Here is a 25,920-nt window from a genome sequence, read left to right on the forward strand (position 1 = left end):
CGGTCAGGCGCAATCCCGCACCGACCAGACTGCCGAGCATGCAATGAGCGAAAACGATCTGCAGCGCAAACCCGACGTCGACCGCATCCTGACCCGCGACGGCTTCTCGCCAGACCTTCCCGCCGCACTGACGCCGACCGCCGGTCTTGGCTGGAAGCTGCGGCTGATGCTGTACATGCTCAAGGGCCTGCGCATCGGCAGCCTCGACGTGATGCTTCCCAATGGCCAGTCGCGCCAGTTTCGCGGCAGCGAGCCCGGCCCGCACGGTGTGCTGATCATCCGCAACGCGTCGCTGATCGGGCATGTGCTGCGCAACGGCGAAGTCGGCTTCGGCGAGGCCTACATGGACGGCTGCTGGGATACGCCGGACCTGACCCGGCTACTGATGGTGCTGTATCGCAACGAGCCGTATCTGCAGGGCCCCTACGAGAAGAACCTGCTCGGTCGCTTCTGGGGCTGGCTGCAGCACCAGCGTCGCGCCAACACCAAGCGTCAGGCGCGCGAGAACATCGAGCATCATTACGATCTGGGCAATGCTTTCTACAAGCTGTGGCTCGACGACACCATGGCCTACTCGTCGGGCGTGTTCGAGCAACCGAAGGATTCGCTTGAAGACTCGCAGCTGGCCAAGTTCCGCCGCATGTTCGAGCGGCTGGAACTGAAGCCGGAGCACCATCTGCTGGAAATCGGTTCCGGTTGGGGCGGCTTCGCCATCTACGCCGCACAGAACAGTGGCTGCCGCGTCACCAGCATCACCCTGAGCAGCGAGCAGCTGGCGGAAGCCCGCATTCGCGCGAAAGCCGCCGGCGTCGCCGATCGCGTGCAGTTCGAACTGCGCGACTATCGCGACGTCGACCAGACCTACGACCGCGTGGTGTCGATCGAGATGTACGAAGCCGTCGGCGAGGAATACTGGCGCGGCTATTTCGAGGCGATCCATCGCGCGCTCAAGCCCGGCGGCCGTGCCGCCATCCAGGGCATCACGATCAATCCGGCGATCTTCGATCAGTACCGCGGCAAGCGCGACTTCATTCAGAAGTACATTTTTCCGGGCGGCATGCTGTGCCCACCGGGCCTGTTCCAGGACATTGCGCTCCGCGCGGGTCTGCAGCCGGAAGGCGCACTGTTCTACGCCGGGGACTATGCCGACACGCTGGCACACTGGCACCGCAACGTCATGACCCAGCGCGATGCGATCGTGAAGCAGTTCGACGAACGCTTCCTGCGCATGTGGCGCTATTACCTTGCGTACTGTGAGTGTGGCTTCCGCACCGGCAGCATCGACCTGATGCAGATCACGCTGCGACGCGATCCGGTGCGCTAAGCGTCCAGCCGCTTTCAACCTCCACCCGTCGGCACGGACCACGCCATTCCGCGCCGACGGCTAAAATGGCGCCCCGATGATGACCTCGTCCCTGAAGATCGTGTTTTCGCTGTTTCTGCTGACCATTGTCGCCGCGACCAGCTGGGCCGGCGCGCAGGTCGCGATCTGGGACACCCCGCGCGAGGTCGTGACCCATCCGTGGTTCATCGCCACGCTGACCGATACCTACCTGGCGTTCCTGACGTTCTGGCTGTGGGTGGCATATAAGGAAACGTCGTGGACCGCCCGGCTGGTCTGGCTGGCCCTGATCTGCCTGACTGGCAACATGGCAATGGCCGTTTACGTGCTGTGGCAACTGTGGCGCCTGCCCCAGGGCGCGAAAGCCGAACACCTGCTGTTGCGTCAAGCATGAACGCCGTCGTCGAAACTCCCAGTGGCAATCTGATACAGCGCTACCTGCTGACGCCGGTCCTGAACCAGCTGCGCCAGGGCATCACACCGGAAAAGATTGCGCTGACCCTGGCACTGGGCGCGGTCTGCAGCGTGTTCCCGATCCTTGGCATGACAACCGTGCTGTGCGGCATTCTCGGAGTCTGGCTGCGTCTCAACCAGGCACTGATTCAGAGCCTGAACTATCTGCTGACGCCGCTGCACGTCGCACTGCTGCTGCCGTTCTACCGTGCCGGTGAAACCCTGTTTGGCCAGCCGCATGTGCCGATCTTCTCGATCACCGATCTGATCGAACGCTTTCGCGAAGGTCCGCTGCAGTTCTTCGCCGACTACGGCATGGTCGGGCTGTACGGCGTCACTGTGTGGGCGCTGACCGCGCCGATCGTCAGCCTGCTGCTGTACCTGTCGCTGCGACCACTGATCCTGCGTCTGGCGCGCGTTTCGGCAGACTAGGCCGGCCGCACATCCGGTTCGACCTCTGCACGCGAACTGCGTACATCCCGATCAGACGCCGATATCGCAACGCCGGCATTCACAACAGCGTCAGCACGTTCTCAGGCGGCCGCCCGATCGCGGCACGCCCGCGATAGATCACGATCGGCCGCTCCAGCAGCTTGGGATGACTGGCCAGCACGTCGATCCATTGCTCGTCGCTGTAGCCGTTGTCCTTGGACAATCCCAGCTCGGCGAACAACGCTTCCTTGGTGCGCATGATCTCCAGCGGCTTCTTGCCCAGCAGGGCACACACCTCACGTAGCTGAACCTTCGACAAGGGCTGCTGCAGATACTCGACCACCTCGAGTTCGACGCCTCGATCGGTCAGCAGTTTCAACGTTTCGCGGCTCTTGGAACAACGGGGGTTGTGCAAAATCAGATCACGCATCGGGACCATGCTGGATTCAAACCGGCCCGCATTATCGCACCCTGCCCCCGGCCGTCACGGTCCATTGAGTCACCACAAACCCCAACCCCGAACCCAACCTGCGACCCCACCCTGCCGCGCCTCCGCCGTGTAATCCCGAACTTCAGGTGGGCGCACCTGGACGCTCGCACCGGGAAGATGTCGGCTGCCGAACACGCCGGCGCCGCACACTCGAGAGACGGATGTTGCAGGGATACCGATTCGAAACGTTGACGGATTTCGTCGGCAAGCCGCTGGGCCTCACGCAATGGCACGACGTCACGCAGGAACAGATCCAGCAGTTCGCGGACTGCACGGGCGACCACCAGTGGATTCATGTCGATGCGGTGCGCTGCGCCAGTGAGAGTCCGTTTGGCGCACCCGTAGCACACGGCTTTCCCACGTTGTCGCTGCTGGCCAAACTGCTGATGGACCTGGGCGTTGTCCCGACCGGCGTCTCGCGGGCGATCAATGCGGGCGTGGACGGCGTGCGCTTCAAGGCGCCGGTGCGCGCAGGGTCGCGCGTCCGGGCCCGCGCCACGATTGAATCAGCACGGACCAAAGGCGACGCGCGCGCACTGCTGGTGACGTCAGCCGCTCTGGAAGTCGAGGGGGAAGACGACCCCGCACTGGCCGCCCAGATCACTCTGATGTTGTTCCGCTGAGAGCGCGCACATGGCCAGAACGCCCGACGACAAGATTGCCGATCACAGTGCCGAAGTCATTCTCGGACCCAATCCCTTCATCGGCTTCCGTGCACGCGACATCGCGCGCGAAGCGGTGCGCGCAGCCAAGCTTTCAGTGTCGCAGCCACGGCTGACCTCCAGAACCGCACTGAAACTCGGCCGTGAGCTGCGCCGCGTGTTGAGCGATCGCTCCGAACTGGCACCCGCACCTCGCGACCGTCGCTTCGCCGATGAAGCATGGATGCAGAACCCGCGTTACAAAAAATGGCTGCAAGCGTGGATGGCGCTGGATCAGACCAGTCGTGACTGGGTCGAGTCGCAGCAACTGGCACCGCACAGCCGCGCTCGCCTGCAGTTCATGACCACTTTGCTGCTGGATGCCTTGGCTCCGTCGAACTCACCGTTACAGCCGGAGGCCGTCAAGCGTTTCCGCGAGACCCACGGACGCAGTGCGCTCGACGGCCTGAACAACCTGATCCGCGATGTGCGCGAGAACCGCGGGCTGCCCGCCCAGGTCGACAAGACCCAGTTCGAGGTTGGTCGAAATCTTGCCAACACCGAAGGTGCAGTGGTCCTGCGCACCGAACTGATCGAGTTGATCCAGTACACCCCGGTGACTGCACAGGTCCATGAGTTTCCGGTGCTGATCGTGCCGCCGCAGATCAACAAGTTCTACGTGTTCGATCTGTCGCCGGAAAAGAGTGTGGTCAAGGCGTTGCTCGAGCAGGGGCTGCAGGTGTTCGTGATCAGCTGGCGCAACCCGCAGGCCGAGCAGCGTGACTGGGGCCTTGCCGAATACGCCGCCGGCATCGACATGGCGGTGTCGGCCATCTGCACGCTCACGGCAACAGCCCACATCAATCTGGTTGGCGCCTGCGCGGGCGGCGTCACACTGTCGAGCTATGTGGCAACGCGTGCAGCCGCTGGCGATCCGCGCGTCAACTCGCTGACATTGATGGTCAACGCACTGGACCTGTCCAGCACTGGTGATACACCCCTGGGCCTGTTCGCGACACCCACGGCCATTCGTGCCGCAAAGCAGTACTCTCAAGCCAAGGGCGTGCTCGACGGCAAGGACATGAGCAGTGCGTTTGCGTGGTTGCGTCCCAATGACCTGATCTGGAACTACTGGGTCAACAACGTCCTGCTCGGACGCAAGCCGCCGGCGTTCGATGTGCTGTACTGGAACAATGACAGCACCCGCCTGCCCTCGCGTCTGCATGGCGAATTTCTCGACATCTATCGTGGCAATGCGCTGGCCAATCCCGGCACCTTGCGACTGCATGGCGTTCCGGTCGACTTGAGTCGCATCAAGTGCGACAACTACCTGATCTCCGGCCTCAACGATCACATCACGCCGTGGCAAACCTGCTACCGCAGCACCCAGCTGTTTGGCGGCCGCAGCACGTTCGTGCTGGCCAACAGCGGCCACGTGCAGACCATCCTCAATCCACCGGGCAACAAGAAATCGGAGTTCTGGAGTGGCGGTCGTGTCGGCGCCGACCCCGACGCCTGGCGGAAGTCGGCCAGGCGTCAAGCCGGCAGCTGGTGGCCTCACTGGCACGCCTGGCTGCAGAAGCGTGGGGGCGCCCTGAAGGCAGCGCCGAAGAAACTCGGCAGCAAGGATTATCCGGTGCTGGCCGCAGCGCCCGGGCAGTACGTGCTCGAATGATCCGCTGACCGATGAATTTCAGTCGTCGTCTCGGCGAAGCCCGTGCGTGGGGGTCAGCCCGCGAACGCCAGCGCATCGCACTGGCTGAGGCCGGCGTGGAAGTCGGGCATGCCGATGTGCACGGCATCCGCCTGCGCTACGCATGGCGCCCCGGCAGCGGGACACCACTGCTGTTCTGCAACGGCATCGGCGCCAATTTCGAGCTGGTGCTGCCGCTGGTGCGTTCGCTGCACGACGTTCCGGTGCTGCTGTTCGACGTACCCGGCACCGGCGGGTCTCCGCCGGCGTGGTTCTGGCCCAGCCTGAAGCGTTACGCGCATCTCGCCGTCGGCCTGCTTGATGCGATCGGACAGCACGGCAAGTTCGACGTTGCCGGCGTGTCCTGGGGCGGAGGCCTGGCTCAGCGTGTGGCCTATGACCACCCCTATCGCGTACGCCGGCTGATCCTGATGGCCACCAGCGCCGGCGCCGTGATGGTGCCCGGCAAGATGTCTGCGCTGGTGCGGATGACCACACCGCAACGCTATCTGTCGCGAACCTACATGGCGCGGCATGCCGCGACGATCTACGGCGGCGAAATGCGCGGGCGTCCGGATCATGCGATCGAGTTTGCCGGCATGACGCGGGCGCCAAGCACGCGGACCTATCTGCAACAGCTCACCGCGATTGCGACGTTCTCCAGTCTGCCCTGGCTGCACCGGATCGACTGCCCGGCGCTGGTCATGACCGGCGACGACGATCCGTTGGTGCGTCCCATCAACGCGTACATCCTCGCCGGCCTGCTGCCCCGCGGACGTTTGCACGTGATGCGCGGCGGCGGGCACCTGTTCCTGTCCCTGCAGCCGGAAGCCAGTGCCGAGGTGATGCTGGAATTCCTGCGCGCGGACACACTCCGGCCGCAACCGGCTCCAACGTAGCGGCAGACTAGACGCGCAGCACGCCGACCTTGAGTTCCGCGAACCAGTTGATGAAGCGCTGGATATCCGCGCCGCGATAGATCGCACCATGCTGCGGGCACAGCAGATCCAGTTCCATCTTGGATACGCGCTCACACCAGTCCAGCTTGGCGACGTCAGAACCCATCCAGCGCCGGTGAAAACCCTCGGCATGCCGGATGTGCGCGTCAAAGTTCTCCACGAACAATCCGCTCTCGCCGGGGGGCAACAATGCCGCGCCGACATCGCCCGAGAACAGCAGCTTGGCCACCGGGTCATACAGATGGAAATTGCCCGACGAATGAAGATAGTGCGCCGGCACCGCGCGCAGGTTCAGTCGTCCCTGAACGATATCCATGCCCTCGTCGGGAATGGCTACAAAAGTGCTGGCATCGCCGCCAAAGTGCGGAATGAAGCCGGTCCACAGCCAGCTGCAATAGCACTTCATCGCCGGATTGAATTCCAGCCAGAGACTCAAGGACGAGACAATGTCCGGATCCTGGTGCGACGCGAAGATCCCCCCGATATGCGCGGGGTCATATTCGGCGCTGATCGCCGAGAACACTGCCGGAAAGATCTCCATTCCGCCCGGATCGCACAACAGTGCGTCATTGCCATCGACGACCAGATATTCGTTGGTGTCGATCACATAGTCCGGCTTGTCAGGATCGCGGGCGATGGCATACCAGCGTCGATCGCCCAACTCGAAAATCTTCTGTGCACGCTTCATCCGCGAGCGCCCTCCGTCGCCTTGGTCAGCCCGACCAGTGCTGCTTCGATCTGCTCGATCGTGCGGCTGAATTCCGCCGATACCTGAGTCAGGGATTGCGCGAACGCGCCGCCATAGGCCGCCTCGACTCTCGCCAGTCGCGCCAGCACGATGCCGAGCTGGACCAGCGGACGCAGATCGCCCACCAGCTGCGCCAATGCAGACCGCATCTGCTTGAGTTCGCCGAGCCGGCGCTCGTTGGCGCGCTGCTGCCGCAACCGCACCTGCTCGACCTGCTCGCCAATCGCGCCGTCGGGCTGCCCCACGCGATCGATGATGGCGAGATAGCGTCCGTCCTTCACCAGCGCCGTCACTGCGATCACCGATGTCGCGGTCAGCTGACGCAACGCCTCCATGTTCTGCGAAAGCTCCCCGGCAAAGCGACGCAGCTCACCGGACAGCACGCCGAATCCGCGCGCTGCATCGCCGGCCCTGCGCGCAAGCAGAATCGCGTTCAGGGCCATGATGCTGATGCGAAATGCAGGGCGAACGACGTCCTTGATCTGTTCATTGACGCGCACGATCCGATGCAGCTCGGCGGCGCCGTTGTTCCTTGGCTTGCGCGCCCTTTCGGGTGATGCCCGCTCGTCCTCCGAAGGGGCGAACTCGTCACCAACCGCGACTACGGAGTTTCGCGCCAGCGCCACTGCGCCACGCGGCGACGCAGCTCGCCTGGAGGGCGCCGCCTGGCTTGAGCTGTCAACTGTCCGCACGGTTGCTGGCATATCGATCCGATCAAGAGAGCGGCATGAATGAATAGCCGCAGCACCGGAATATGGGCTATCGCCACCCTAGCGACCAGATCAGGTCCGCAGCTGAACCTCACGACAGGTGGCAACGCGCGCAAGCCCAGCGGCAGGCCGCGCTGCCTCAAGGCCTTTGACAACCACACAGGTCGATGTGCAACCGGGCCCGTCAGTCGCAGGGATGCAGCAGCTGCTGATCGATCTCGGCGCGAGTCAGGGTGCCGACACTGCCGTCACCCAGTTGATAGCTTGCGCTGCCGTCATTGTTGAACGTCACGGAGGCCCCGCCGCTGCCTGCATCCAGACGGAGACTGCCGCCGGTCATGTAGTAACCCGCGTCATCATAGTTGCCGGTCATCGGCATCAGTGTCGTGATCTCGACAGCGCCGCCATTGCACGCCGTGGTCCTGTAACGATAGGTGCCATCGAGACTCAGCTCGCGGGTCGCAAAGTTCTGCACCGTGCGGAACGCCTCTGACGAGGAACCAAACGCGAACATGCCGCTGCTCGTGACCCCATTTTCGAGGTTCTCGGATTCGCTGCCGATTGCGGAAAAGCTTTCCTCGACCGCTCCCGTCGTATGGGTCTCGACGGCGCCCTTCAACGAAAATTTCGTGCGGCTGATCACGACCCCGCCCTGTGCTTGCTCGATCACAACTTCATACTTGGGCCCGCCCTGTCCGGCTTCGGCATAGCTGACGCTACCGTCTGCGGTCTCCCCTGTCTCAACAAGGCCATCACCGTAGGTGCTGGTGGTCACGCCGCTGCTGGTGTCCGACTGACGACAGGCATTCGCCAGCCTGCGCTCGTAATTGACGTCCCGTTGCAGCGTGTCGATGTACTGGAAGCGGCGCGCACGCGTCCCGCTGCTTTCATCGATGCTTCCTCCATCGGCGCAAGCCTGTGCATCCTTGGCCGACACACGCTTGAACTGCGCGATGGCCACCGGGCGCGCGACGCCACGCTTGGCATGCTGGACATCGGTCGTGCTGGCGACGAAATCGGTCGCCCCATCCAGCACGCCCAGTTCCCGCAATACATCCGATTTGGACGTCAGACTCAGGCCGTCACCGCTACCGCCGCCACTGCATGCCGTCAGACCTGCGGCCACGATCCAGCCAGCCACCGAGATACCGCGATGAGCCATCTTGCGCATGTGCTGTTCCCTCCCCAGGGTGATGTTTCAACTGTGTGCCGCGGATCAGGCTGTCGCGACAATTGCGGCAAATGTCTTCGATCGCCATCAGACCTGTCAAACCGCCGTCTGGGGAGCGCCGCAACGGCTACGCGCGACCAGAACGGTCGTTTCCGGATTCAGTTGTCGTCGGTGTGAAACCCGTCGAGTGCGACTTACGGGCTCACGCCCCGCGGGCTGCTGCTGAATGACGACGCTGTTGCAACAAGCGCACCGGTCACTGCTATGCCCGCTTCACCCCAGCGCTTCGCCCAACGCGCGCATCAACGGCTTCATGAAATAGTCTTCGGCCGGCATCGCCTGCACGACGACGCCACGGGCACTGAGCGTTTCGGCGACGACTGGGCCGACCGCTGCGACCAGACTGCGCTGCAGGCCCACCAGCAAGTCGGCTTCGCGTTCACTGCTGCGTGCGACGCGGAACAGACGCTCGACCTGCGCCATGCTGGTAAACGCGATCGCATCCAGCTGGCCGGCCGCCAAGGTATCGATCAGATCAATAACGCGCTGGGTGTCAGCCGCGTCGGCGTAGACATAGGGGGCCACCGCCAGCACCGTGGCGCCGGCCGCGCGCAGCGCTTCCTGCAGTGGCAGGTTCGGCTCGACACCATAGAGCTGCACGCCAACCCGGCGCCCGCTCATGTCCAGGTTCTGCAGCGTCGAAATGATGCCAGCGCTGGTGGGTTCGGTCGCGATGATGTCGGGCTTGAGCCCGATCTGGCGCAGCACGCGACCGGGCTTGGGACCACGCACGAGCGTACGAACCGCGGAGAGCCGCTGGATGAAAGGTTCGCGCAGGTCCGGCGCGTGCGTGTCGATGCAGGCCAGCAGGCGACGCAGGCCTTCGCCCGTCAACAGGATCAGGTCGTCACAGGCGCCGCTGTTGAACGCGCGGATCCACGCCAGGACCGGCTGCGGATCGGGCGCATCGAGAATGGCCACCAGCGGGCAGCGCAGAACCTGGGCGCCACGGCGTTCGAGCAGCGACGCAAACACGTCGAGCTCGCGGGTTTCCGGAACGGCGATCCGCCGCTGGAACAGATTGGGTTCGTCCATGTCCGAACTGTCACGGATCGGGCTGCGCACTGGCAAGCCCGATCCGTCCTGCCGGAGTATCAGTCCGCCTTGCTGCTGCGCTTGCGCTCGTGTTCCTTCAGGAACTTCTTGCGGATGCGAATGGACTCTGGAGTCAGCTCGACCAGTTCGTCGTTGTTGATGAATTCCAGCGCCTGCTCCAGCGAGAACTTGACGGCCGGAACCAGGATCACGTTTTCGTCCGAGCCGGACGCACGCATGTTGGTCAGCTTCTTGCCCTTCAGCACGTTGACGACGAGGTCATTGTCGCGCGAATGGATACCGACGATCTGGCCTTCGTAAACCTCGTCGCCGGGCTCTGCCATCATGCGGCCGCGGTCCTGCAGATTGAACAGCGCATAGGCCAACACCTTGCCCTGCTCGTTCGAGACCAGCACACCATTGCGACGTTCGCCGATATCGGCAGCGTCGGCCTTCGGCCCGAAATGGTCGAAGTTGTGGAACAGCAGACCGGTACCCGACGTCATCGTCATGAACTGGGTCTGGAAGCCGATCAGTCCGCGCGACGGAACGATGTATTCCAGACGCACGCGACCGCGGCCATCCGGCACCATGTTCTGCATCTTGCCACCACGTTCGGCCAGCCCCTGAATCGTTCCGCCCTGGTTGGCCTCTTCAACGTCGGCAATCAGGGTTTCGTAGGGCTCGCAGATCTCGCCGTCGATCTCTTTCAGAATCACCTGCGGACGCGATACGGCCACTTCGTAGCCTTCACGACGCATGGTTTCCAGCAGGATGCCCAGATGCAGCAGGCCACGGCCGGACACCCGGAACTGGTCGCCGCTTTCCATCGGCTCGACGCGCAGGGCGACGTTGGTCTTCAGCTCGCGCTGCAGGCGGTCACCGATCTGGCGCGAGGTAACGAACTTGCCTTCCTTGCCCGCGAACGGCGACTTGTTGACCTCGAAGATCATGCTCATCGTCGGTTCGTCGACGGTCAGGCTCGGCAGAGCCTCCGGCGACTTGGCGTCGCAGATCGTCTCGGAAATACCCAGATCTTCAATGCCGGTGACGGCGATGATGTCGCCAGCCTGCGCCGAAGGCACTTCAACCTTGTCCAGGCCCATGAAGCCGAGCACCTGCAGCACGCGTCCCTGGCGGGTCTTGCCTTCGCGGTCGATCACGGTGACCGGAGTGTTGGTCTTGACCGTACCGCGCTTGATGCGACCGGTCCCGATGACGCCGACATAGCTGGAGTAGGCCAGCGAGATCACCTGCATCTGGAACGGACCGTTGACATCCACGTCCGGCACCGACACTTTGTCGACGATGGCCTCGAACAGCGGATCCATCGTGCCTTCGCGAATATCCGGACTGTTGCCGGCATAGCCGTTCAGCGCGCTGGCATAAATAAAGGGAAAGTCGAGCTGCTCGTCGGTGGCGCCGAGCTTGTCGAACAGATCGAACACCTGATCGATGACCCAGTCCGCACGTGAGCCCGGGCGGTCGATCTTGTTGACGACGACGATCGGCTTCAGACCCATCGCGAACGCCTTCTGCGTGACGAAGCGGGTCTGCGGCATCGGGCCATCGACCGCGTCAACCAGCAGCAGCACCGAGTCGACCATCGACAGCACGCGCTCGACTTCGCCGCCGAAGTCCGCATGTCCCGGGGTGTCGACGATATTGATGCGGTATTCGTTGCCGTTGCGCTTGTCGGTCCAGCGAATCGCCGTGTTCTTCGACAGAATCGTGATGCCGCGCTCACGCTCCAGATCGTTGGAGTCCATGATGCGTTCGCCCAGATCCTCACGCTTGTCGAGCGTGTTGGACTGGCGCAGCAGCTTGTCGACGAGCGTGGTCTTGCCGTGGTCGACGTGGGCGATGATGGCGATGTTGCGGAGATTCTCAATCACAAGGGATACCAAAAAAAGGCAAATGAGCGGCGAAAACTCCCGCCGCAAAGAGGACATCGAGACCGGGCTCCGGTCGCCGCGACCCCCCAAGGGGCGGTGAGCGGGCGCGCGATTGTACGCGAGCGGCCATGACGGCGCATGAAGGCTAATCCTGCACTGGTCGGCTCAGGGCGCACCGTTTGGCGCCGGAACGGCCGCGATTTCGACCCGAAACGCTATTTTTGGCGCCTCGATTCACGGAGCCTCAGATGTCCGCATCGCTCGACCCCTGGTACCGCCGCGTCAGCCGCTGGCTGCCGTTCTATCATCTGGAAGACCGCCTGCATGGCGTCCTGGTGTGCTCCATCAGCCTGCCCCTGATCGCCCTGTCCGGATTCCTGATTTTCAGCCCCAGCGACTGGGGATTCGGCGCACTGGGTGCCACCGTCCTGGCCGGCACCTTGATCGCGCTCGGCGGCGCGATGTGGCTGGTATCCAAGCTGATGGCGCCGATCCGCTTGGCGCAGTCGGCACTGCGCATCCAGCGCCACCAACTCGGCAGCGCCTACCTCCCGATCGACCTCGACGGTGACGCGGGGGCGATGCTGGCCGACCTGCGCACCCTGATCGACACCTGCGAACGCCAGCGCCGGCAGCTCGAAACCCTGCACGAACAGAACGAAGCGGACCGTCCCAAGGTGCGCGCTCCCGCTCAGCTGCGCGTGGTGGCCGGCGTTGACGCCTGAGGCCGCGCGAGGTGCCCCCGGGGGTACCCCTTTCCGATCCGGTCCGGAGCATTTACTCTGAGCTGACTGCGCACCACATCACTACAGCGTAGCCAGGCGGAAAACCTGTCCGCACACGCGGACAGGAATAATGACGAGGAGATGAAATGAACAAGATTGAAGCCCGGCTGCTGGCCGGTTTGGCCCTTGCGGCAGCGGTGCCCGCGCATGCCACCAACGGCTACTTTTCACACGGATACGGCACCCAGAGCAAAGCCATGGCCGGCACCGGCGTGGCCCTGTCGCTGGATGCGCTGGCTCCGGCCACCAATCCGGCGGCGATTGCATTCACCGGAGACCGCAACGATATCGGCCTCGGTCTGTTCTCTCCGGTCCGCAGCTATGAGGTCAGCGGGCAGCCCAGCGGCGCCTGCGCCTCGCAAACCCAGTGCACCTTCGGCATCGGCCCGCAAAGCATCGAAAGCGATGCCGAGTACTTCCCGATCCCGCATCTGGGCCTGACGCGGAAGATCGACGAACATTCCGCGTGGGGCATGGCGATCTACGGCAACGGCGGCATGAACACCCGCTACAAGGGCGGCACTGCCACCTTCGGCGCGCCGACTCCGCCGGTCCCTCCTGGCAGCTCGGTCACAGCGCCGGGCACCTTCGGTGACGGCACGGCCGGCGTCGATCTGATCCAGCTGTTCATCGCGACCACCTACGCCCGCGAGTTCGCACCCGGCGCGTCGTGGGGCATTGCACCGATTTTCGCCTACCAGCGCTTCGAGGCCCGCGGGCTCGGCAATTTCGCGCCCTTTTCCAGCGACCCCCAACATCTGAGCGACAACGGCCATGACGACGCCTATGGCGGCGGCGTGCGGATCGGGATTCAGGCGGCCGTGACCGACCAGCTGCGCGTCGGTGCGTCCTACCAGAGCCGGATCTACATGACCGAGTTCAAGGACTATGCCGGCCTGTTCGCCGAACAGGGGGACATGGATATCCCGTCCAATGCGACCCTTGGCCTGGCGCTGGATGCGACGCCAGCGCTGACCGTGGCGTTCGATGTCCAGTACATTGCCTACAGCGAAATCAAGGCGGTGGGCAATTCGATGCTGCCGAACCTGGCAACCGCGCAGATGGGCGACGACAACGGCGCCGGCTTCGGCTGGGACGACATGACCATCTACAAGCTCGGCGCACGCTGGAAGGCCAGCGACGACCTGAGCTGGATGGCCGGCTACAGCTATGGCGAACAGCCGATCCCAGACAGCGAAGTCCTGTTCAATGTGCTCGCGCCCGGAGTGATCGAGCAGCACTTCACCGTCGGCCTGGTCAGCACGCTGTTCGGGCACGAGGTCTCCGCCTCGCTGATGTATGCGCCGGAAAAGACCGTCAGCGGCACCAATCCGCTGGACCCGGCACAGACCATCGACCTGAAGATGTATCAGACCGAGCTGGAATTTAACTTCGCGTTCTAGGCAGGTCGTACACCCCGCCGGCTCGGCGCGCCGCCTTCGAAGAAGGGGCTGCGCCGAGCCGGCGATGTCGTTATGTGTCCTGATCCACGGCGATCAGCGGCATCGGCGCTCAACCCCTCTCCAGCGCCGGCCCGTCCCCATTCGGGCTTCAGCCGATCACAACCTTTGACGCGGCGTTGCGCGCCTTCTCGCGCGCGTTTTCGATATCCGAGCCCAGCGCCAGGGTCACTCCCATGCGGCGGCGGCCAACAATTTCCGGTTTGCCGAACAGGCGCAGCTGCGTGTCCGGCTGCGCCAGCGCCGCGGCCGTGCCGGAAAAGACCGGCGCCGTGCGATCGCCCTCAAACAGCAGCGCGCAGGATGCCGCCGGACCATGCTGGCGGATCGCGGGAATTGGCAGTCCGAGAATCGCACGCAGGTGCAGCGCAAATTCGGACAAGTCCTGCGAGATCAGCGTGACCAATCCGGTGTCATGCGGGCGCGGCGAGACTTCCGAAAAAATGGCCTGATCGCCGCGCACAAAAAACTCGACCCCGAACAGGCCCCGGCCACCCAGGGCGCCCGTGACGGCGGCGGCGATCTTCTGCGCATGCTCCAGCGCCACCGGGCTCATGGGCTGCGGCTGCCACGACTCGCGATAGTCGCCGTCGATCTGCAGATGACCGATCGGCGCACAGAACGACGTGACATCGGCTCCGGAGGGTGCGGCGTGGCGTACCGTCAGCAAGGTGATCTCGTAGTCGAATTCGACAAAGCCTTCGACGATCACGCGGCCGGCGCCGGCACGGCCGCCCGACTGCGCATAGTCCCACGCGTACTGTACGTCGGCCGACGTCTTGACCACCGACTGCCCCTTGCCGGACGAGGACATCACCGGCTTGACCACGCAGGGCAATCCGATTTCCGCCACGGCTGCACGGTACTCCTCCAGCGTGCCGGCAAAGCGATACGGCGAGGTCGGCAGGCCCAGCTCCTCGGCGGCCAGGCGACGGATACCCTCACGGTCCATCGTCAGCCGCGCGGCGCGCGCGGTCGGGATCACCGTGTAGCCCTCGCGCTCCAGCTGCTGCAGCGTCGGCGTATGAATCGCCTCGATTTCCGGAACGATCAGATGCGGCCGCTCCAGTTCGACAATGCGACGCAGCTCGGCACCGTCCAGCATGCTGATCACATGTGACCGGTGCGCCACCTGCATCGCCGGTGCGTCGGCATAACGGTCGACTGCGATGCACTCGACACCCAGACGCTGCGCTTCGATCGCGACCTCCTTGCCGAGCTCACCACTGCCAAGCAACAGGATCCGGGTGGCGTTGGCCGCAAGGGGCGTTCCAATCGTGGTCATACGTGAGATTTCCGGTTGTTTGCTGAAATTCTGCCTGCGCCATCAGCCCATTCCGCGCATTGTCATCGGCGCCCTGCGCCGAAGCTTGAGGTCTGTGGCTGCAAAGATTCCTGCTCGCGCCAACGACACGCTGACGGGAGTAAGCTTAGGGTCGCGGCCGTGCCGTAGCGACGGCCCCCTGCATTGTAATTGAAGAAAAATCGAAGCCATCGCGCATGTCAGGCCATCCCACACGCCGTACCAAGATTGTTGCCACTCTAGGCCCCGCTACCGACGACCCTGAAATTCTGCGGCGTGTGATCGCCGCCGGTGTCGACGTGGTGCGGCTGAATTTCTCGCACGGCAGCGCTGCCGACCACACCCGCCGGGCAGAGATGGTGCGAGGCGTCGCCCTGATGCTTGGCCGTGACGTCGGCATCCTCGCCGATCTGCAGGGTCCGAAGATCCGCATCGAATCCTTCGCCAACGGCCCGGTCGATCTGAAGGAAGGTCAGACCTTCACCCTGGACACCGCGCTGGGAACCCGCGCCGGTGACGACAGCGTGGTGGGCTGCGCCTATACCGAGCTGCCCAAGGACGTCGAAGCCGGAAATGTGCTGCTGCTCAATGACGGCGCGATCACGATGCGGGTCGAGCGCGTCGAGAACACACGCATCGTCTGCACCGTGCTGGTCGGCGGCATCCTGTCCGATCGCAAGGGCATCAACAAACAGGGCGGCGGACTGTCAGCAGAAGCACTGACCGACAAGGACCGCGAAGACATCCGTACTGCAGCGGCGATCGATGTCGATTTTGTCGCCGTCTCGTTCCCGCGTTGCGCGCGCGACATGGAGCTGGCCCGTAGCCTGGTCCGCGACGCTGGTAGTAACGCCGCACTGGTGGCCAAGATCGAACGCGCCGAAGCGCTGGGTGCGCTGCGCGAACTGGTGAGTGCCAGCGACGTGGTGATGGTCGCGCGCGGAGATCTCGGCGTCGAGATCGGCGATGCCGAGCTCCCGGGCTGGCAGAAGCGGATCATTGCCGAGTCGCTGGACCAGAACAAGATGGTGATCACTGCAACGCAGATGATGGAGTCGATGATTGTCAGCCCGATCCCGACACGCGCCGAAGTCCTCGACGTTGCCAACGCGGTCATGGACGGCACCGATGCGGTGATGCTCTCGGCCGAGACCGCAGCGGGCAAGTATCCGGTCAAGGTAGTCGAGGCCATGGCGCGGGTGTGTGCCGGCGCGGAGAGCAGCATGCTCGAACGCGCGCCGCGCGGCCTGCGCCCGCTGGACGCGCACTTCGAGCGCACCGACGAAGCCATCGCGATGGCAACCGCATGGACCGCGCGCCACATGCACGCCAACGCCATCGTTGCACTGACCGAATCCGGCTCCACCGCGCGAATGATGTCGCGCACGGTGACGCAGATCCCGGTCTACGCGCTGACCCGTCATGAAAAGACCCGCCGCCTGATGGCACTGTGCCGCGGCGTCTATCCGGTGTCCTTCGATCCGACCGATACTTCCAGCCTGTCGCAAGTGCATGAGGCGATCGAGTGCCTGCGCTACCGCCATGCGCTGAACGACGGTGATCGCGTGCTGCTGACAAAGGGCGACGGCACCGGCTCCGGCGGCACCAATTCGATGAAGATCGTCCGCGTCGGCGATCACTGAGTCAGCTCTCAAGGAGGTGCACGATGAGCAGCACACCCACCTTCACCGTGATCGGCCACCGTGGCGCACGCGGCCACGCGCCTGAAAACACGCTGCTGTCGATCGACACCGCGATCGGACTTGGCGCGCACTGGGTCGAGTTCGACGTGCAGCACCATGCGGACGAGCTGTGGCTGATGCATGACCTGCGACTCGACCGCACCACCAACGGCCGCGGCCTGTTGACGGATTGCGATGCCGAGACGCTGCGTCGCCTCGACGCCGGCAACGGCGAACCGATCCCCACGCTCAGGGACGCGCTCGACCTGATCGAACAGCGCGTCGGCGTCAATATCGAGCTGAAGTCCTGGAACGGCTGCGCGGCGGCGGTCGCCGCCTGCCTGCGCGATTATCTGGCCGAGGGCTGGCCCGCATCGAAACTGATGGTGTCCTCTTTCCACCTGCCGGAACTGTGGGAATTCAAGCAGCTGCTGCCGGAGGTGCCGCTGGGCGTGCTGTACTGCGGCGTACCGCTGGACTGGGCCGGACTGGCCGGAGAGCTCGGCGCTCGCGTCCTGAACATCTCGGCCGAGTTCGTCGACACCAAGCTGATCGCGGACGCCCATGCACGCGGTCTGAAACTGAACGTCTACACCGTCAACGATCCGGAAGACCTGAAACTGATGCGTGCGCTCGGCGTCGACGGCGTGTTCACCGACTACCCTGATCGCGCGCTGGCGTTGTAGTTGACGCAAATCAGACGCACCGGGATCGCGCATCGGCGATAATTCCGGTCATGTCCGGTCGCCGATCCACCCGTCTTGCCCCGATGCTGGCGCTGCTTGCAGCGCTGATGCAGCTGTGGCTGGGCGCCGTGCACGGCAGCATGATCGCTGGTCTGTACTGCGGCGACGGCAATGTCGGCCGCAGCGCCGCGTTGATGGCGCAACTGCCGCCCGAGCTGCGCCTCCTGACCGCCGACCGCGGTGCCGCCACCAGCGGGGTTGACTGCAAGCTGTGCGCACCCCTGAGCAGTCCGGCGTTGCCGTCCACGGCCATCGCGCTGGATCTGACCCGGTTCACACACGCCGCAGCTGTCATCACCTCAGCGCCGCTGACACCCGCACCGCAGCATTCACTGCGTCCGCCGGTGCGAGCCCCTCCTCTCCAGAGCTGAAGTCCGTCGTTCCCGACGCGTTCGTCGATGCGCCTGCGCATCCGGCGACAGTGACGTGTTACGTCGCCGCCATCGCGTCCGCAGCCTGATTCCGGATTGCATCCGGATCACGCGACTTCCTCTCTGGAGACCGCTTCATGACCACGCTGTACCTGAACCGCTTCGCGCGGGCCCTGCTGCCCCTCGGTCTGATCACCGCACCGGCATTTGCCGAATCCCCCACTCCGCTGCCGGACGTCACGGTCGAAGGCGATGCCGCCGATGCACATGTCATCGATCCGGCCGCACACGCCGGCACCGCGCCGGATATCGGCGCACTGCTGAAGCAGGCGCCGGGCGCACAGGTCAACCGCAATGGTGCGCTAACCGGTATCGCCCAATACCGCGGCCTCTACGGTGACCGCGTCAATGTCCTGGTCGACGGCATCAATATCGAAGCCAGCTGCACCAACGCCATGGACCCGCCGCTGTCGCATATCCCCAGTGCCCAGCTCGAATCACTGACGGTGATCCGCGGCATTGCCCCGGTCAGCTCCGGTCTTGAGACGCTCGGCGGCACCATCATGGCCGAGTCCAGCATCGGCACCTTCGGCACCGACCCACGCTTCGAGACGCATGGCGACCTCAGCAGCAGCGGCGCCAGCGTCAACGACAGCTATGCACTGTCCGGGCTCGGCTGGCTGAGCAACCAGCAGCACAAGCTGTATGCCGCCGCGAGCCGCGAAACCGGCAACGATGCAGACTTCGCCGACGGTACCATCCGTCCGACCTCGTACGAACGCACGCACTACGCGCTCGGCTACGGCATGCGCTTCGGCACACAGACGCTGGCACTGGATCTGGCGCGCAACGAAGCCAACGACTCGGGCACGCCATCGCTGCCGATGGACATCGTCACCTCGACCACCGATACCGCGAAGCTCGACTGGCGCGGCACCTGGAGCGGCACCACGCTGCATGCGCAGCTCAGTGACGCACAGAGCGATCACACGATGGACAACTACAGCCTGCGCACACCGCCCGGCGGCAACACCCGTCGCGCAATCACCGACGCCAGCGGTGTGGGGTATCGCGTCGACGCCGGATTCGGCGTTGCCTCCGGCACCCTGACCCTGGGTCTTGACGGGCACATGGCCGACCACAACGCCGTCGTGCGCGACCCGGTGAACAATCCGAACCTGCGGGTCGTCAGCTTCAATGACGTGCAACGCGACCGCTACGGCGCGTTCGGCGAATGGAATGGCGCGTTGCCGGCGGGCTGGGGTCTGGATCTGGGCCTGCGCTATACCCGGGTCGAGATGAACGCGGGCGCGGTCGACCATTCGATGTACGGCATGAACGCCGGCGTCACCACGCTGGAGGACCGCTTCAACAATGCGGATCGTGCTCGCAATGACAACAACATCGACTGGGTTGCACAGCTGAGCCACGCGCTCGGCGAACAGACCAGCCTGGTCGGCGGTGTTGCACGCAAGGTGCGTTCGCCGTCCTACCAGGAGCGCTATTTGTGGCTGCCGATGGAAGCCACGGCCGGTCTCGCGGACGGCAACAATTACGTGGGTGACATCGGCCTCGATCCGGAGGTTTCGCATCAGGTGGAACTGGGCGTCGACTGGCGCGGCACGCATGCCTACGTCTCGCCGCGTGCGTTCTATCGTGATGTCTCCAACTACATCCAGGGCACACCTGCGACCGACCCCACGGTGATCATGGTTTCAAGCGGCAACGGCGACGCCACCCCGCTGCAGTTCAGCAACGTCGACGCAACCCTGTACGGCATCGATACCACGGCAGGCGTCCACTTCGGCACCTACTGGTCGATCGACGGTGTCCTCAGCTATGTCCGTGGCGAGCGGGACGACGTCAGCGACAACCTGTATCGGGTCTATCCCCTCAGTGGCACGCTGGCGGTGAAGTACGCACGCGACCGCTGGTCACTGAGTGGTCAAAGCGAATTCGCCGCTCGCCAGGACAAGGTGTCGAGCACCAATAGCGAAACCGAAACGGCGGGCTATGCCGTGTTCAACGTCTTCGGCGACGTCAAGCTGGGTTCCCGGATCACGCTGGCCGCAGGCGTGGCCAATCTGTTCGACACGCTGTATCGCGAACACACAGCGGGAATCAATCGCGCACTCGACAGTGATGTCGCGCTGGGCGACCGCATTCCCGGCTATGGCCGTAACGCCTATGCCCGACTGCGCTACGTCTGGTAGTCCGGTCCCACAAAAAAGCCCGCGTCGTTACCGACGCGGGCTCGTACTTTCGGGATCCCGGGGAACGGGGGAGAGACCGGGACGAATCCGAAAACCTGGACTCCGGAGCAGAGCCTATCCGGGCTCTGTCTCCGGCGCTGCCTGATAGCGATACGCGTAATAGACGACCGGAATCACGAACAAGGTCAGGATCGTCGACACGAAGATGCCGAAGATCAGCGACACCGCCAGTCCGCTGAAGATGGGGTCGTCGAGAATGAACATCGCGCCCAGCATTGCCGCCAGTCCGGTCAGGGCAATGGGCCGTGCGCGGATCGCGCCGGCACGGATCACCGCATCCTGCAGGCTGCGCCCCTGCGCGACTTCCTGCTGGATGAAATCGACCAGCAGGATCGAGTTGCGCACGATGATGCCCGCCAGCGCGATCATGCCGATCATCGACGTCGCGGTGAACTGCTTACCCAGCAAGGCGTGCCCCGGCATGATGCCGATCATCGTCAACGGAATCGGCGCCATGATGATCAGCGGGATCGAATACGACCGGAACTGCGCGACGACCAGCAGATAGATCAGCACCAGCCCGACCGCGTAGGCCGCGCCCATGTCACGGAAGGTTTCATAGGTGATCTGCCACTCGCCGTCCCACTTCAGACTCCAGTTGACCGGCAACTCCGGCTGCTGGGTCAGATAGGTGTCGATGCGACGACCGTCGATCGGCGTCTCGGACAAGCGCGAGGCGATGTCGGCCATGCCGTACAGCGGTGAGTCGAGTGCGCCGGCCAGATCGCCGGTCACCATCACCATCGGCAGCAGATCCTTGTGATAGATCGTGGTTTCGCGCGTCGAAGGCACAAAGCGCGCGACCTCGGAGATCGGCACCAGACTGCCGCTGCTGGAGCGCACGCGCAGGCTCTTCAGAGCGTTCAGATCGGCCTTGTCGCCCGGGGTGAACTCCAAGCGCACCGGCACCGGATAGCGGCTGTTGTCGTCATGCAGATAAGACACATCGGCCCCACCGAGCACCGCAGCCAGTGCGTCTGCCACGGTGGTCTGTGCAACCCCCAGCTGGGCCGCACGCGAACGGTCAACCACGACTATCCACTTCTGCTGCGGCGCTTCCAGCGTATCGTCGATGTCGACAATGTCCGGCGTCGACTCGAACACTGCACGCACCTGGCGCGCAACATCGGCCTGACGCGCATGATCCAGACCATAGATCTCTGCCACGATCGGAGAGAGCACCGGCGGTCCCGGCGGCACTTCGACGATCTTGACGTTAGCGCCCATGGCCTGCCCGATCTTCTGCAGAGGACCGCGCACCGCCAGCGCGATCTCGTGCGACTTGCGCGAGCGCTCATGCTTGTCCAGCAGGGTGACCTGCAGATCGCCCTGATAGGGCTCGGAGCGCAGGTAATACTGCCGCACCAGTCCGTTGAAGTTGATCGGACTCGCCGCGCCGGCATAGCTCTGCCAGTGCAACACTTCCGGCACACGGTCCAGTTCCACACCCAGTGCATCCAGCACCGCCTGGGTCTGCTCGAGGGTCGTGCCTTCGGGCATGTCGACCACCACCTGGAACTCGGACTTGTTGTCCAGCGGCAGCATCTTCAGCACCACCAGCTTGACCGCGGCCAGCCCCATCGAGGCGCTGATCAGCAGCAGGATCGACGCCAGCAGCGCAACGCGCTTGCCTCGGCCCTGCGCGCCGTTAAGAAACGGCGTCATCGCACGGCGGAACAGCTGCATCAGACGACCGTCGTTCTCCTCGGCTTCGGCATGGCCGTGCGCGTCGGCATGGCTGAGCTTGAGGAACACGCGGCGATACAGCCACGGCGTGAACACGAACGCCACCGCCAGCGAGATCACCATACCCATGCTGGCGTTGATCGGAATCGGCGCCATGTACGGACCCATCAGCCCGCTGACAAATGCCATCGGCAGCAGCGCTGCGATGACCGTGAACGTGGCCAGGATCGTCGGCCCGCCGACTTCATCAACCGCCGGCGGAATCGCCTCGGTCAAGGACTTGCCGCCAAGCTGCATGTGGCGATGAATGTTCTCGACCACGACGATGGCGTCGTCGACCAGAATGCCGATCGAGAAAATCAGTGCGAACAAGGACACACGGTTCAGCGTGAATCCCCAGGCCCATGATGCGAACAGCGTCGCCGCCAGCGTCACCACCACCGCCGCACCGACGACGAAGGATTCACGCCGCCCCAGCGTCAGCCACACCAGCAGAACCACCGATGCGGTGGCGAAGATCAATTTCTTGATCAGCGTCTGCGCCTTGTCGTTGGCGGTCTGGCCGTAGTTACGCGTTTCGGTCACGTGCACGCCGGCGGGAATCGCAACGCCTTCGAGCGCCTGCACCCGCTGCATCACCTGATCGGCCACCTTGACCGCATTGGTCCCGGGCTTCTTCGAGATCGCAACCGTCACCGCCGGATACTGACCCGCGGGGCCCAGCCCCGACGTCGCACCGACCGCGGTCACGCCCATGCGCACGTACTGCTTCGGATCGTCGGCACCAACACGGACATCAGCGACGTCACGCAGATACACCGGTGCGCCGTTGCGCATGCCGACGACCATATCCGCAACTTCTTCCGGCCGCGTCATGAAATCACCGGCCTGCACCAGAATCTCGCGGTTGTCGGCGGAGTAGCTGCCGGCGTCACGCGAATCGTTGGACGCGGCCAATGCCGAACTGAGATCGTTGGTGTCGAGTCCGTAGCCGGCCAGACGCTGCGGGTCGAGCAGCACATGCACGACCCGGTCCGGACCACCGAGGGTCTCGATATCACGCGTGCCCGGCACGCGCTGCAATTCGGTTTCCAGCGAGTGAGCAATCCGCAGCAACTCATTGCCGGCAATCGCGTCATCCTCGCTCCACAGGGTCAGCGAGACGATCGGCACATCATCGATGCCCTTGGGCTTGATCAGCGCCTGACCGACACCGAGATTCGCCGGCAGCCAGTCCTGATTCGAATACATCGCGTTGTACAGACGCACGATCGCTTCGGTGCGCGGCTGGCCGACCTTGAACTGCACGGTCAACACGCTCATGCCGGGACGCGACGCCGAATAGATGTGCTCTACACCTTCGATTTCGGCAAAGATCTGTTCCGCCCGCGACGACACCAGCGTCTCGACTTCCTTCGCGGTTGCGCCGGGAAACGGAATGAATACGTTGGCGAAGGTGACGTCGATCTGCGGCTCTTCTTCCCGCGGCGTCACCAGAACCGCGAACAGCCCCATCAGCAACGCGACCAGCGCCAGCAAAGGCGTGATCTCGGTGGTGAGGAAGCGCTTGGCGATGCCGCCCGACACGCCCAGCGGGCGGTCGTCCTGATTCAAGTCCGGCTTCTGATCCATGTCGCTCACGCGCCGTTCTTCAGACGCTGCGCCGCAGCAACCGGATCGAGCGCGACACGCTCGCCCTCGGTGAGGCCGGCCAGTACCGGGATGCGTCCGTCGACCGACGGACTGCCGACGCGCACATAGCGCAGCGACGGCGGCTGACCGTCGGCCAGCACATAGACCGCCGTCAGCTCACTGCGCCGCACCAGGGCCGACGGCGGCAGCAAAAGCGCCTGACGTTCGTCACGCACGAAGGCAACCTTCACCAGGGTCCCGGGAAACACCGCCTGCTTGGCGCCGTAGTCGCCTTCGGGCAAGGTCACCAGCACACGGAAGGTATGCGTATCCGCATCCGCCGCCGGCGGGATCCGCAGTTCAGCGGCCTCGACACTGCTGCCGTCGGGCAGAATCACCCGCGCCTGCTTGCGCGCATGCACCGCGCCGATTTCCTGCTGCGGCACTTCAACCACTGCACGCAGATGCTCCAGTGACAGGCCGGTCATGATCGGACTACCGACCGTCGCAGTTTCGCCGACCTCGATGTGTCGCGCGACGACGATACCGGAGTACGGCGCACGCACCACCGTATGGGTTAGCTGCTCGGCCGACTCGTTCAACGCCGCGCGGGCCGACTCAACCTGTGCACGCACCGACTTCAAGGCCGCCGTGGCCTTGTCGAGCGCCGCCTTCGACAGAACGCCGCGCGCAGTCAGATCCTTGACCCGCTGGTATTCGGACTGCGCATCGGCCAGACGCGCCTCGGCTTCGCGCACGGAGGCTTCCGCGCTTGATGTGCGAGCCTGCTGTTCGGTCGCACGCAGCCGTGCGATCACCTGCCCCTTCTCGACGTAGTCGCCCACGTCGACGGCAATTTCCTCGACCCGCGCGTTGGTCTGCGCTGCCACCGTTGCCTGGAACACGGCTTCGAGTGTCGCGTCGAACCGCGCCTCGTCGGCAACAGCCTCGCGTTTGACGACGGCACTGCTCAGCGCGCTGTCGGCCGTGTCGGTCGCCGCTGTCGGCGCGGGCGCTTCGGACGACGAACATGCCGAAAGCATCGCGACCCAGGCCGCGACCGCAGCAATACGCAGCCGACGATTCCGGATCGCAGCATGATCCATCGGGGGCTTGTTCATGGCGATCGCTCAGCCTGCTTTTGCCGTGGGGCAAAACGCCGCCCCGGACTTCACGCCGAGCTTGGCCAGAATCGATGCCATCGGGCAGAAGCCGGTGAACGAAGACTGCAGCAGGTTGGCACCGACAAAGGCCGTGAACCACAGCCAGTTGACGCTGTGAATCTGCGACAGCGCCACCGACACCAGAATGAACAGGCCCGCGACGCGGAACACCAGCTTGTCGATATTGAGGTTCATGACAATTCCTCGATCAGAAAATGAGAATTTGGGCACGGTGACGGCAGCCGCATCGTCGGGGCTACCGTCACCGCAACACGGAGGTTCAGCCGCCGAGAAGCTGGCGGACCACCGGCTCCATCGCCTTGAGGCCGTGCGCGCGACCATCCTCGATGGCGGCTTCAACGGACTTGCCTTCGACGAAGTGCGCCTTCAGGGCGAACAGCGCACCAACGCGGTTACCGCTGGCGCAATGCACCAGAATCGGCCCGCAGCAGGTGTCAGCAACGGCAGCAGCCAGCGCCTTCGCATTTTCCACCGACAGGTCGGCGGCGCCGGCGATCGGAATGTTGATGTAGTCCATGCCCAGCTGTTTGACGATCTCGCCCTCGTTGTATCCGGGGGTCTCGCCCGGCGGGCACAGATTGACGATCTTGCGCACGCCCTTTTCCTTGGCTTCCATCAACTGCTCAGGCTTCGGGTGCCCGCCGGTGCACAGACCGGTCCCCGGCGTGCAGAAGTTGGGAATGTCGAGCCAGATTTCCTGGGAAGTGCTCATGTCGATGTGCTCCTGATCGTTGTTAGTGAAACTGAACTAGCGCCGCGCGCCGCAGCAATAAAGATCGTGAACCAGCCGGACGACCTGCAGTGCAGGACCATCGATCACGCTGTAATAAATCGTTTGCGCCTCACGGCGCGTCTGTACCAATCCGTCCTCGCGCAGTACCGCCAGATGCTGCGACAGCGCCGACTGCGACAACGGCACGCGCTCGTTCAGCACGCGCACCGATGTTTCGCCTTCCGACAGCGCGCACAGGATCATCAGGCGGTGTTCATTGCCCAAGGTCTTGAGCAGATGCGCCGCACGCCCGGCATGCTGGGCCATCTCGTCCGGATCAAGCGACGACGACTGCTCCGCCTGCTGTGATCGCCTTGACACCATCGTCATTTTGAATCACCATTTGCTAAATTAGCTTTGCCTAATATATAGGGTTTGCAGTAACGGATGCAAGCAT

At 64.0% G+C, this 25,920-nt stretch carries 24 protein-coding genes; 12 read left to right on the top strand and 12 right to left on the bottom strand.

Annotated elements, in window-relative coordinates; genetic code table 11:
* Nucleotides 1-43 precede the first annotated feature (43 nt).
* From E4T66_RS11570 to E4T66_RS11580, 3 genes are all read left to right on the top strand, one after another.
* Nucleotides 44-1,324, top strand: a complete 1,281-nt coding sequence (locus E4T66_RS11570) for an SAM-dependent methyltransferase (protein WP_136849200.1) — start codon at nucleotides 44-46, stop codon at nucleotides 1,322-1,324.
* Nucleotides 1,325-1,403: 79 nt separating this feature from the next.
* Entirely contained in the window at nucleotides 1,404-1,736 is a 333-nt protein-coding gene (locus tag E4T66_RS11575) for a DUF1475 family protein (protein WP_136849441.1), read from the top strand.
* Nucleotides 1,733-2,227, top strand: a complete 495-nt coding sequence (locus E4T66_RS11580) for a DUF2062 domain-containing protein (protein ID WP_136849201.1) — start codon at nucleotides 1,733-1,735, stop codon at nucleotides 2,225-2,227. Before E4T66_RS11575 ends, E4T66_RS11580 begins: the two co-directional genes overlap by 4 nt.
* Before the next feature lie 79 nt (nucleotides 2,228-2,306).
* On the opposite strand, the gene arsC is transcribed toward E4T66_RS11580, so the two are convergent.
* On the bottom strand, nucleotides 2,307-2,657 hold the full coding sequence (arsC, locus tag E4T66_RS11585; RefSeq protein ID WP_136849202.1) for an arsenate reductase (glutaredoxin): 351 nt from the start codon (nucleotides 2,655-2,657) through the stop codon (nucleotides 2,307-2,309).
* A 221-nt stretch (nucleotides 2,658-2,878) separates the two neighbouring features.
* On the opposite strand from arsC, the gene E4T66_RS11590 reads away from it, so the two are divergent.
* From E4T66_RS11590 to E4T66_RS11600, 3 genes are read left to right on the top strand one after another with little or no spacing between them, the layout of a single operon-like run.
* Nucleotides 2,879-3,340, top strand: coding sequence for a MaoC family dehydratase (locus E4T66_RS11590; protein ID WP_136849203.1), 462 nt, complete (start codon nucleotides 2,879-2,881; stop codon nucleotides 3,338-3,340).
* Nucleotides 3,341-3,350: 10 nt separating this feature from the next.
* On the top strand, nucleotides 3,351-5,033 hold the full coding sequence (locus E4T66_RS11595; protein WP_136849204.1) for an alpha/beta fold hydrolase: 1,683 nt from the start codon (nucleotides 3,351-3,353) through the stop codon (nucleotides 5,031-5,033).
* 11 nt (nucleotides 5,034-5,044) lie between these two features.
* Entirely contained in the window at nucleotides 5,045-5,950 is a 906-nt protein-coding gene (locus E4T66_RS11600; protein WP_136849205.1) for an alpha/beta fold hydrolase, read from the top strand.
* A gap of 7 nt (nucleotides 5,951-5,957) precedes the next feature.
* Here E4T66_RS11600 and E4T66_RS11605 read toward each other — a convergent pair whose 3' ends face one another.
* From E4T66_RS11605 to typA, 5 genes are all read right to left on the bottom strand, one after another.
* Nucleotides 5,958-6,698 carry an oxygen-binding di-iron domain-containing protein gene (locus tag E4T66_RS11605; RefSeq protein ID WP_136849206.1) on the bottom strand — a complete coding sequence of 247 codons (741 nt, stop codon included), beginning with the start codon at nucleotides 6,696-6,698 and terminating at the stop codon, nucleotides 5,958-5,960.
* A complete protein-coding gene (locus E4T66_RS11610; protein WP_136849207.1) occupies nucleotides 6,695-7,258 on the bottom strand; it encodes a chemotaxis protein in 564 nt (187 codons plus the stop codon). Before E4T66_RS11610 ends, E4T66_RS11605 begins: the two co-directional genes overlap by 4 nt.
* A 394-nt stretch (nucleotides 7,259-7,652) precedes the next feature.
* A complete protein-coding gene (locus E4T66_RS11615; RefSeq protein WP_136849208.1) occupies nucleotides 7,653-8,639 on the bottom strand; it encodes a hypothetical protein in 987 nt (328 codons plus the stop codon).
* A 273-nt stretch (nucleotides 8,640-8,912) separates the two neighbouring features.
* Nucleotides 8,913-9,734, bottom strand: coding sequence for a uroporphyrinogen-III synthase (locus E4T66_RS11620; RefSeq protein WP_136849209.1), 822 nt, complete (start codon nucleotides 9,732-9,734; stop codon nucleotides 8,913-8,915).
* A gap of 59 nt (nucleotides 9,735-9,793) precedes the next feature.
* Complete coding sequence (typA, locus tag E4T66_RS11625) at nucleotides 9,794-11,629, bottom strand: translational GTPase TypA (protein WP_136849210.1); 1,836 nt, start codon at nucleotides 11,627-11,629, stop codon at nucleotides 9,794-9,796.
* A 248-nt stretch (nucleotides 11,630-11,877) separates the two neighbouring features.
* Between typA and E4T66_RS11630 the strand changes: the two genes are divergently transcribed.
* Together E4T66_RS11630 and E4T66_RS11635 are read left to right on the top strand one after the other, a co-directional pair.
* The gene (locus E4T66_RS11630; protein WP_136849211.1) at nucleotides 11,878-12,354 is read left to right on the top strand and encodes a hypothetical protein; all 477 of its coding nucleotides are present in this window, start codon (nucleotides 11,878-11,880) and stop codon (nucleotides 12,352-12,354) included.
* Between the two features lie 146 nt (nucleotides 12,355-12,500).
* Nucleotides 12,501-13,817 carry an OmpP1/FadL family transporter gene (locus E4T66_RS11635; RefSeq protein ID WP_136849212.1) on the top strand — a complete coding sequence of 439 codons (1,317 nt, stop codon included), beginning with the start codon at nucleotides 12,501-12,503 and terminating at the stop codon, nucleotides 13,815-13,817.
* A 148-nt stretch (nucleotides 13,818-13,965) separates the two neighbouring features.
* Here E4T66_RS11635 and purT read toward each other — a convergent pair whose 3' ends face one another.
* Entirely contained in the window at nucleotides 13,966-15,159 is a 1,194-nt protein-coding gene (gene purT, locus E4T66_RS11640; RefSeq protein ID WP_136849213.1) for a formate-dependent phosphoribosylglycinamide formyltransferase, read from the bottom strand.
* Between the two features lie 215 nt (nucleotides 15,160-15,374).
* On the opposite strand from purT, the gene pyk reads away from it, so the two are divergent.
* The 4 genes from pyk (at nucleotide 15,375) to E4T66_RS11660 (ending at nucleotide 20,189) form a co-directional block, all read left to right on the top strand.
* Nucleotides 15,375-16,820, top strand: a complete 1,446-nt coding sequence (gene pyk / locus E4T66_RS11645; protein ID WP_136849214.1) for a pyruvate kinase — start codon at nucleotides 15,375-15,377, stop codon at nucleotides 16,818-16,820.
* Between the two features lie 23 nt (nucleotides 16,821-16,843).
* Nucleotides 16,844-17,545 (top strand): glycerophosphodiester phosphodiesterase, encoded by a 702-nt coding sequence (locus E4T66_RS11650; RefSeq protein WP_136849215.1) that lies wholly within the window; start codon nucleotides 16,844-16,846, stop codon nucleotides 17,543-17,545.
* A 50-nt stretch (nucleotides 17,546-17,595) separates the two neighbouring features.
* On the top strand, nucleotides 17,596-17,976 hold the full coding sequence (locus tag E4T66_RS11655; RefSeq protein WP_136849216.1) for a hypothetical protein: 381 nt from the start codon (nucleotides 17,596-17,598) through the stop codon (nucleotides 17,974-17,976).
* Nucleotides 17,977-18,113: 137 nt separating this feature from the next.
* Complete coding sequence (locus E4T66_RS11660; protein ID WP_136849217.1) at nucleotides 18,114-20,189, top strand: TonB-dependent receptor; 2,076 nt, start codon at nucleotides 18,114-18,116, stop codon at nucleotides 20,187-20,189.
* Between the two features lie 114 nt (nucleotides 20,190-20,303).
* Here the strand turns inward: E4T66_RS11660 and E4T66_RS11665 are convergent, their stop codons facing one another.
* The 5 genes from E4T66_RS11665 to E4T66_RS11685 all read right to left on the bottom strand — a co-directional run bounded on the left by E4T66_RS11665 (nucleotide 20,304) and on the right by E4T66_RS11685 (nucleotide 25,847).
* Complete coding sequence (locus E4T66_RS11665; RefSeq protein ID WP_136849442.1) at nucleotides 20,304-23,567, bottom strand: efflux RND transporter permease subunit; 3,264 nt, start codon at nucleotides 23,565-23,567, stop codon at nucleotides 20,304-20,306.
* 5 nt (nucleotides 23,568-23,572) lie between these two features.
* Nucleotides 23,573-24,688 (bottom strand): efflux RND transporter periplasmic adaptor subunit, encoded by a 1,116-nt coding sequence (locus tag E4T66_RS11670; protein WP_136849218.1) that lies wholly within the window; start codon nucleotides 24,686-24,688, stop codon nucleotides 23,573-23,575.
* A gap of 9 nt (nucleotides 24,689-24,697) precedes the next feature.
* Nucleotides 24,698-24,925 carry a YgaP family membrane protein gene (locus tag E4T66_RS11675; RefSeq protein ID WP_136849219.1) on the bottom strand — a complete coding sequence of 76 codons (228 nt, stop codon included), beginning with the start codon at nucleotides 24,923-24,925 and terminating at the stop codon, nucleotides 24,698-24,700.
* An 85-nt stretch (nucleotides 24,926-25,010) separates the two neighbouring features.
* On the bottom strand, nucleotides 25,011-25,463 hold the full coding sequence (locus E4T66_RS11680; protein WP_136849220.1) for a protein tyrosine phosphatase family protein: 453 nt from the start codon (nucleotides 25,461-25,463) through the stop codon (nucleotides 25,011-25,013).
* A gap of 36 nt (nucleotides 25,464-25,499) precedes the next feature.
* Nucleotides 25,500-25,847, bottom strand: a complete 348-nt coding sequence (locus tag E4T66_RS11685; RefSeq protein WP_441347701.1) for an ArsR/SmtB family transcription factor — start codon at nucleotides 25,845-25,847, stop codon at nucleotides 25,500-25,502.
* Nucleotides 25,848-25,920: the final 73 nt, after the last annotated feature.

The sequence above is a fragment of the Sinimarinibacterium arenosum genome (assembly GCF_005047655.1).
In the GTDB taxonomy this organism is placed as follows: Bacteria; Pseudomonadota; Gammaproteobacteria; order Nevskiales; family Nevskiaceae; genus Solimonas.

What these genes read in the sequence shown, in the direction of transcription:
- E4T66_RS11570 (WP_136849200.1), top strand. Translation starts at nt 44, where the DNA reads ATGAGCGAAAACGATCTGCAGCGCAAACCCGACGTCGACCGCATCCTG.
- E4T66_RS11575 (WP_136849441.1), top strand. Translation starts at nt 1,404, where the DNA reads ATGACCTCGTCCCTGAAGATCGTGTTTTCGCTGTTTCTGCTGACCATT.
- E4T66_RS11580 (WP_136849201.1), top strand. Translation starts at nt 1,733, where the DNA reads ATGAACGCCGTCGTCGAAACTCCCAGTGGCAATCTGATACAGCGCTAC.
- arsC (WP_136849202.1), bottom strand. Translation starts at nt 2,657, where the DNA reads ATGCGTGATCTGATTTTGCACAACCCCCGTTGTTCCAAGAGCCGCGAA.
- E4T66_RS11590 (WP_136849203.1), top strand. Translation starts at nt 2,879, where the DNA reads ATGTTGCAGGGATACCGATTCGAAACGTTGACGGATTTCGTCGGCAAG.
- E4T66_RS11595 (WP_136849204.1), top strand. Translation starts at nt 3,351, where the DNA reads ATGGCCAGAACGCCCGACGACAAGATTGCCGATCACAGTGCCGAAGTC.
- E4T66_RS11600 (WP_136849205.1), top strand. Translation starts at nt 5,045, where the DNA reads ATGAATTTCAGTCGTCGTCTCGGCGAAGCCCGTGCGTGGGGGTCAGCC.
- E4T66_RS11605 (WP_136849206.1), bottom strand. Translation starts at nt 6,698, where the DNA reads ATGAAGCGTGCACAGAAGATTTTCGAGTTGGGCGATCGACGCTGGTAT.
- E4T66_RS11615 (WP_136849208.1), bottom strand. Translation starts at nt 8,639, where the DNA reads ATGCGCAAGATGGCTCATCGCGGTATCTCGGTGGCTGGCTGGATCGTG.
- E4T66_RS11620 (WP_136849209.1), bottom strand. Translation starts at nt 9,734, where the DNA reads ATGGACGAACCCAATCTGTTCCAGCGGCGGATCGCCGTTCCGGAAACC.
- E4T66_RS11630 (WP_136849211.1), top strand. Translation starts at nt 11,878, where the DNA reads ATGTCCGCATCGCTCGACCCCTGGTACCGCCGCGTCAGCCGCTGGCTG.
- E4T66_RS11635 (WP_136849212.1), top strand. Translation starts at nt 12,501, where the DNA reads ATGAACAAGATTGAAGCCCGGCTGCTGGCCGGTTTGGCCCTTGCGGCA.
- purT (WP_136849213.1), bottom strand. Translation starts at nt 15,159, where the DNA reads ATGACCACGATTGGAACGCCCCTTGCGGCCAACGCCACCCGGATCCTG.
- pyk (WP_136849214.1), top strand. Translation starts at nt 15,375, where the DNA reads ATGTCAGGCCATCCCACACGCCGTACCAAGATTGTTGCCACTCTAGGC.
- E4T66_RS11650 (WP_136849215.1), top strand. Translation starts at nt 16,844, where the DNA reads ATGAGCAGCACACCCACCTTCACCGTGATCGGCCACCGTGGCGCACGC.
- E4T66_RS11655 (WP_136849216.1), top strand. Translation starts at nt 17,596, where the DNA reads ATGTCCGGTCGCCGATCCACCCGTCTTGCCCCGATGCTGGCGCTGCTT.
- E4T66_RS11660 (WP_136849217.1), top strand. Translation starts at nt 18,114, where the DNA reads ATGACCACGCTGTACCTGAACCGCTTCGCGCGGGCCCTGCTGCCCCTC.
- E4T66_RS11665 (WP_136849442.1), bottom strand. Translation starts at nt 23,567, where the DNA reads ATGGATCAGAAGCCGGACTTGAATCAGGACGACCGCCCGCTGGGCGTG.
- E4T66_RS11670 (WP_136849218.1), bottom strand. Translation starts at nt 24,688, where the DNA reads ATGAACAAGCCCCCGATGGATCATGCTGCGATCCGGAATCGTCGGCTG.
- E4T66_RS11675 (WP_136849219.1), bottom strand. Translation starts at nt 24,925, where the DNA reads ATGAACCTCAATATCGACAAGCTGGTGTTCCGCGTCGCGGGCCTGTTC.
- E4T66_RS11680 (WP_136849220.1), bottom strand. Translation starts at nt 25,463, where the DNA reads ATGAGCACTTCCCAGGAAATCTGGCTCGACATTCCCAACTTCTGCACG.
- E4T66_RS11685 (WP_441347701.1), bottom strand. Translation starts at nt 25,847, where the DNA reads ATGGTGTCAAGGCGATCACAGCAGGCGGAGCAGTCGTCGTCGCTTGAT.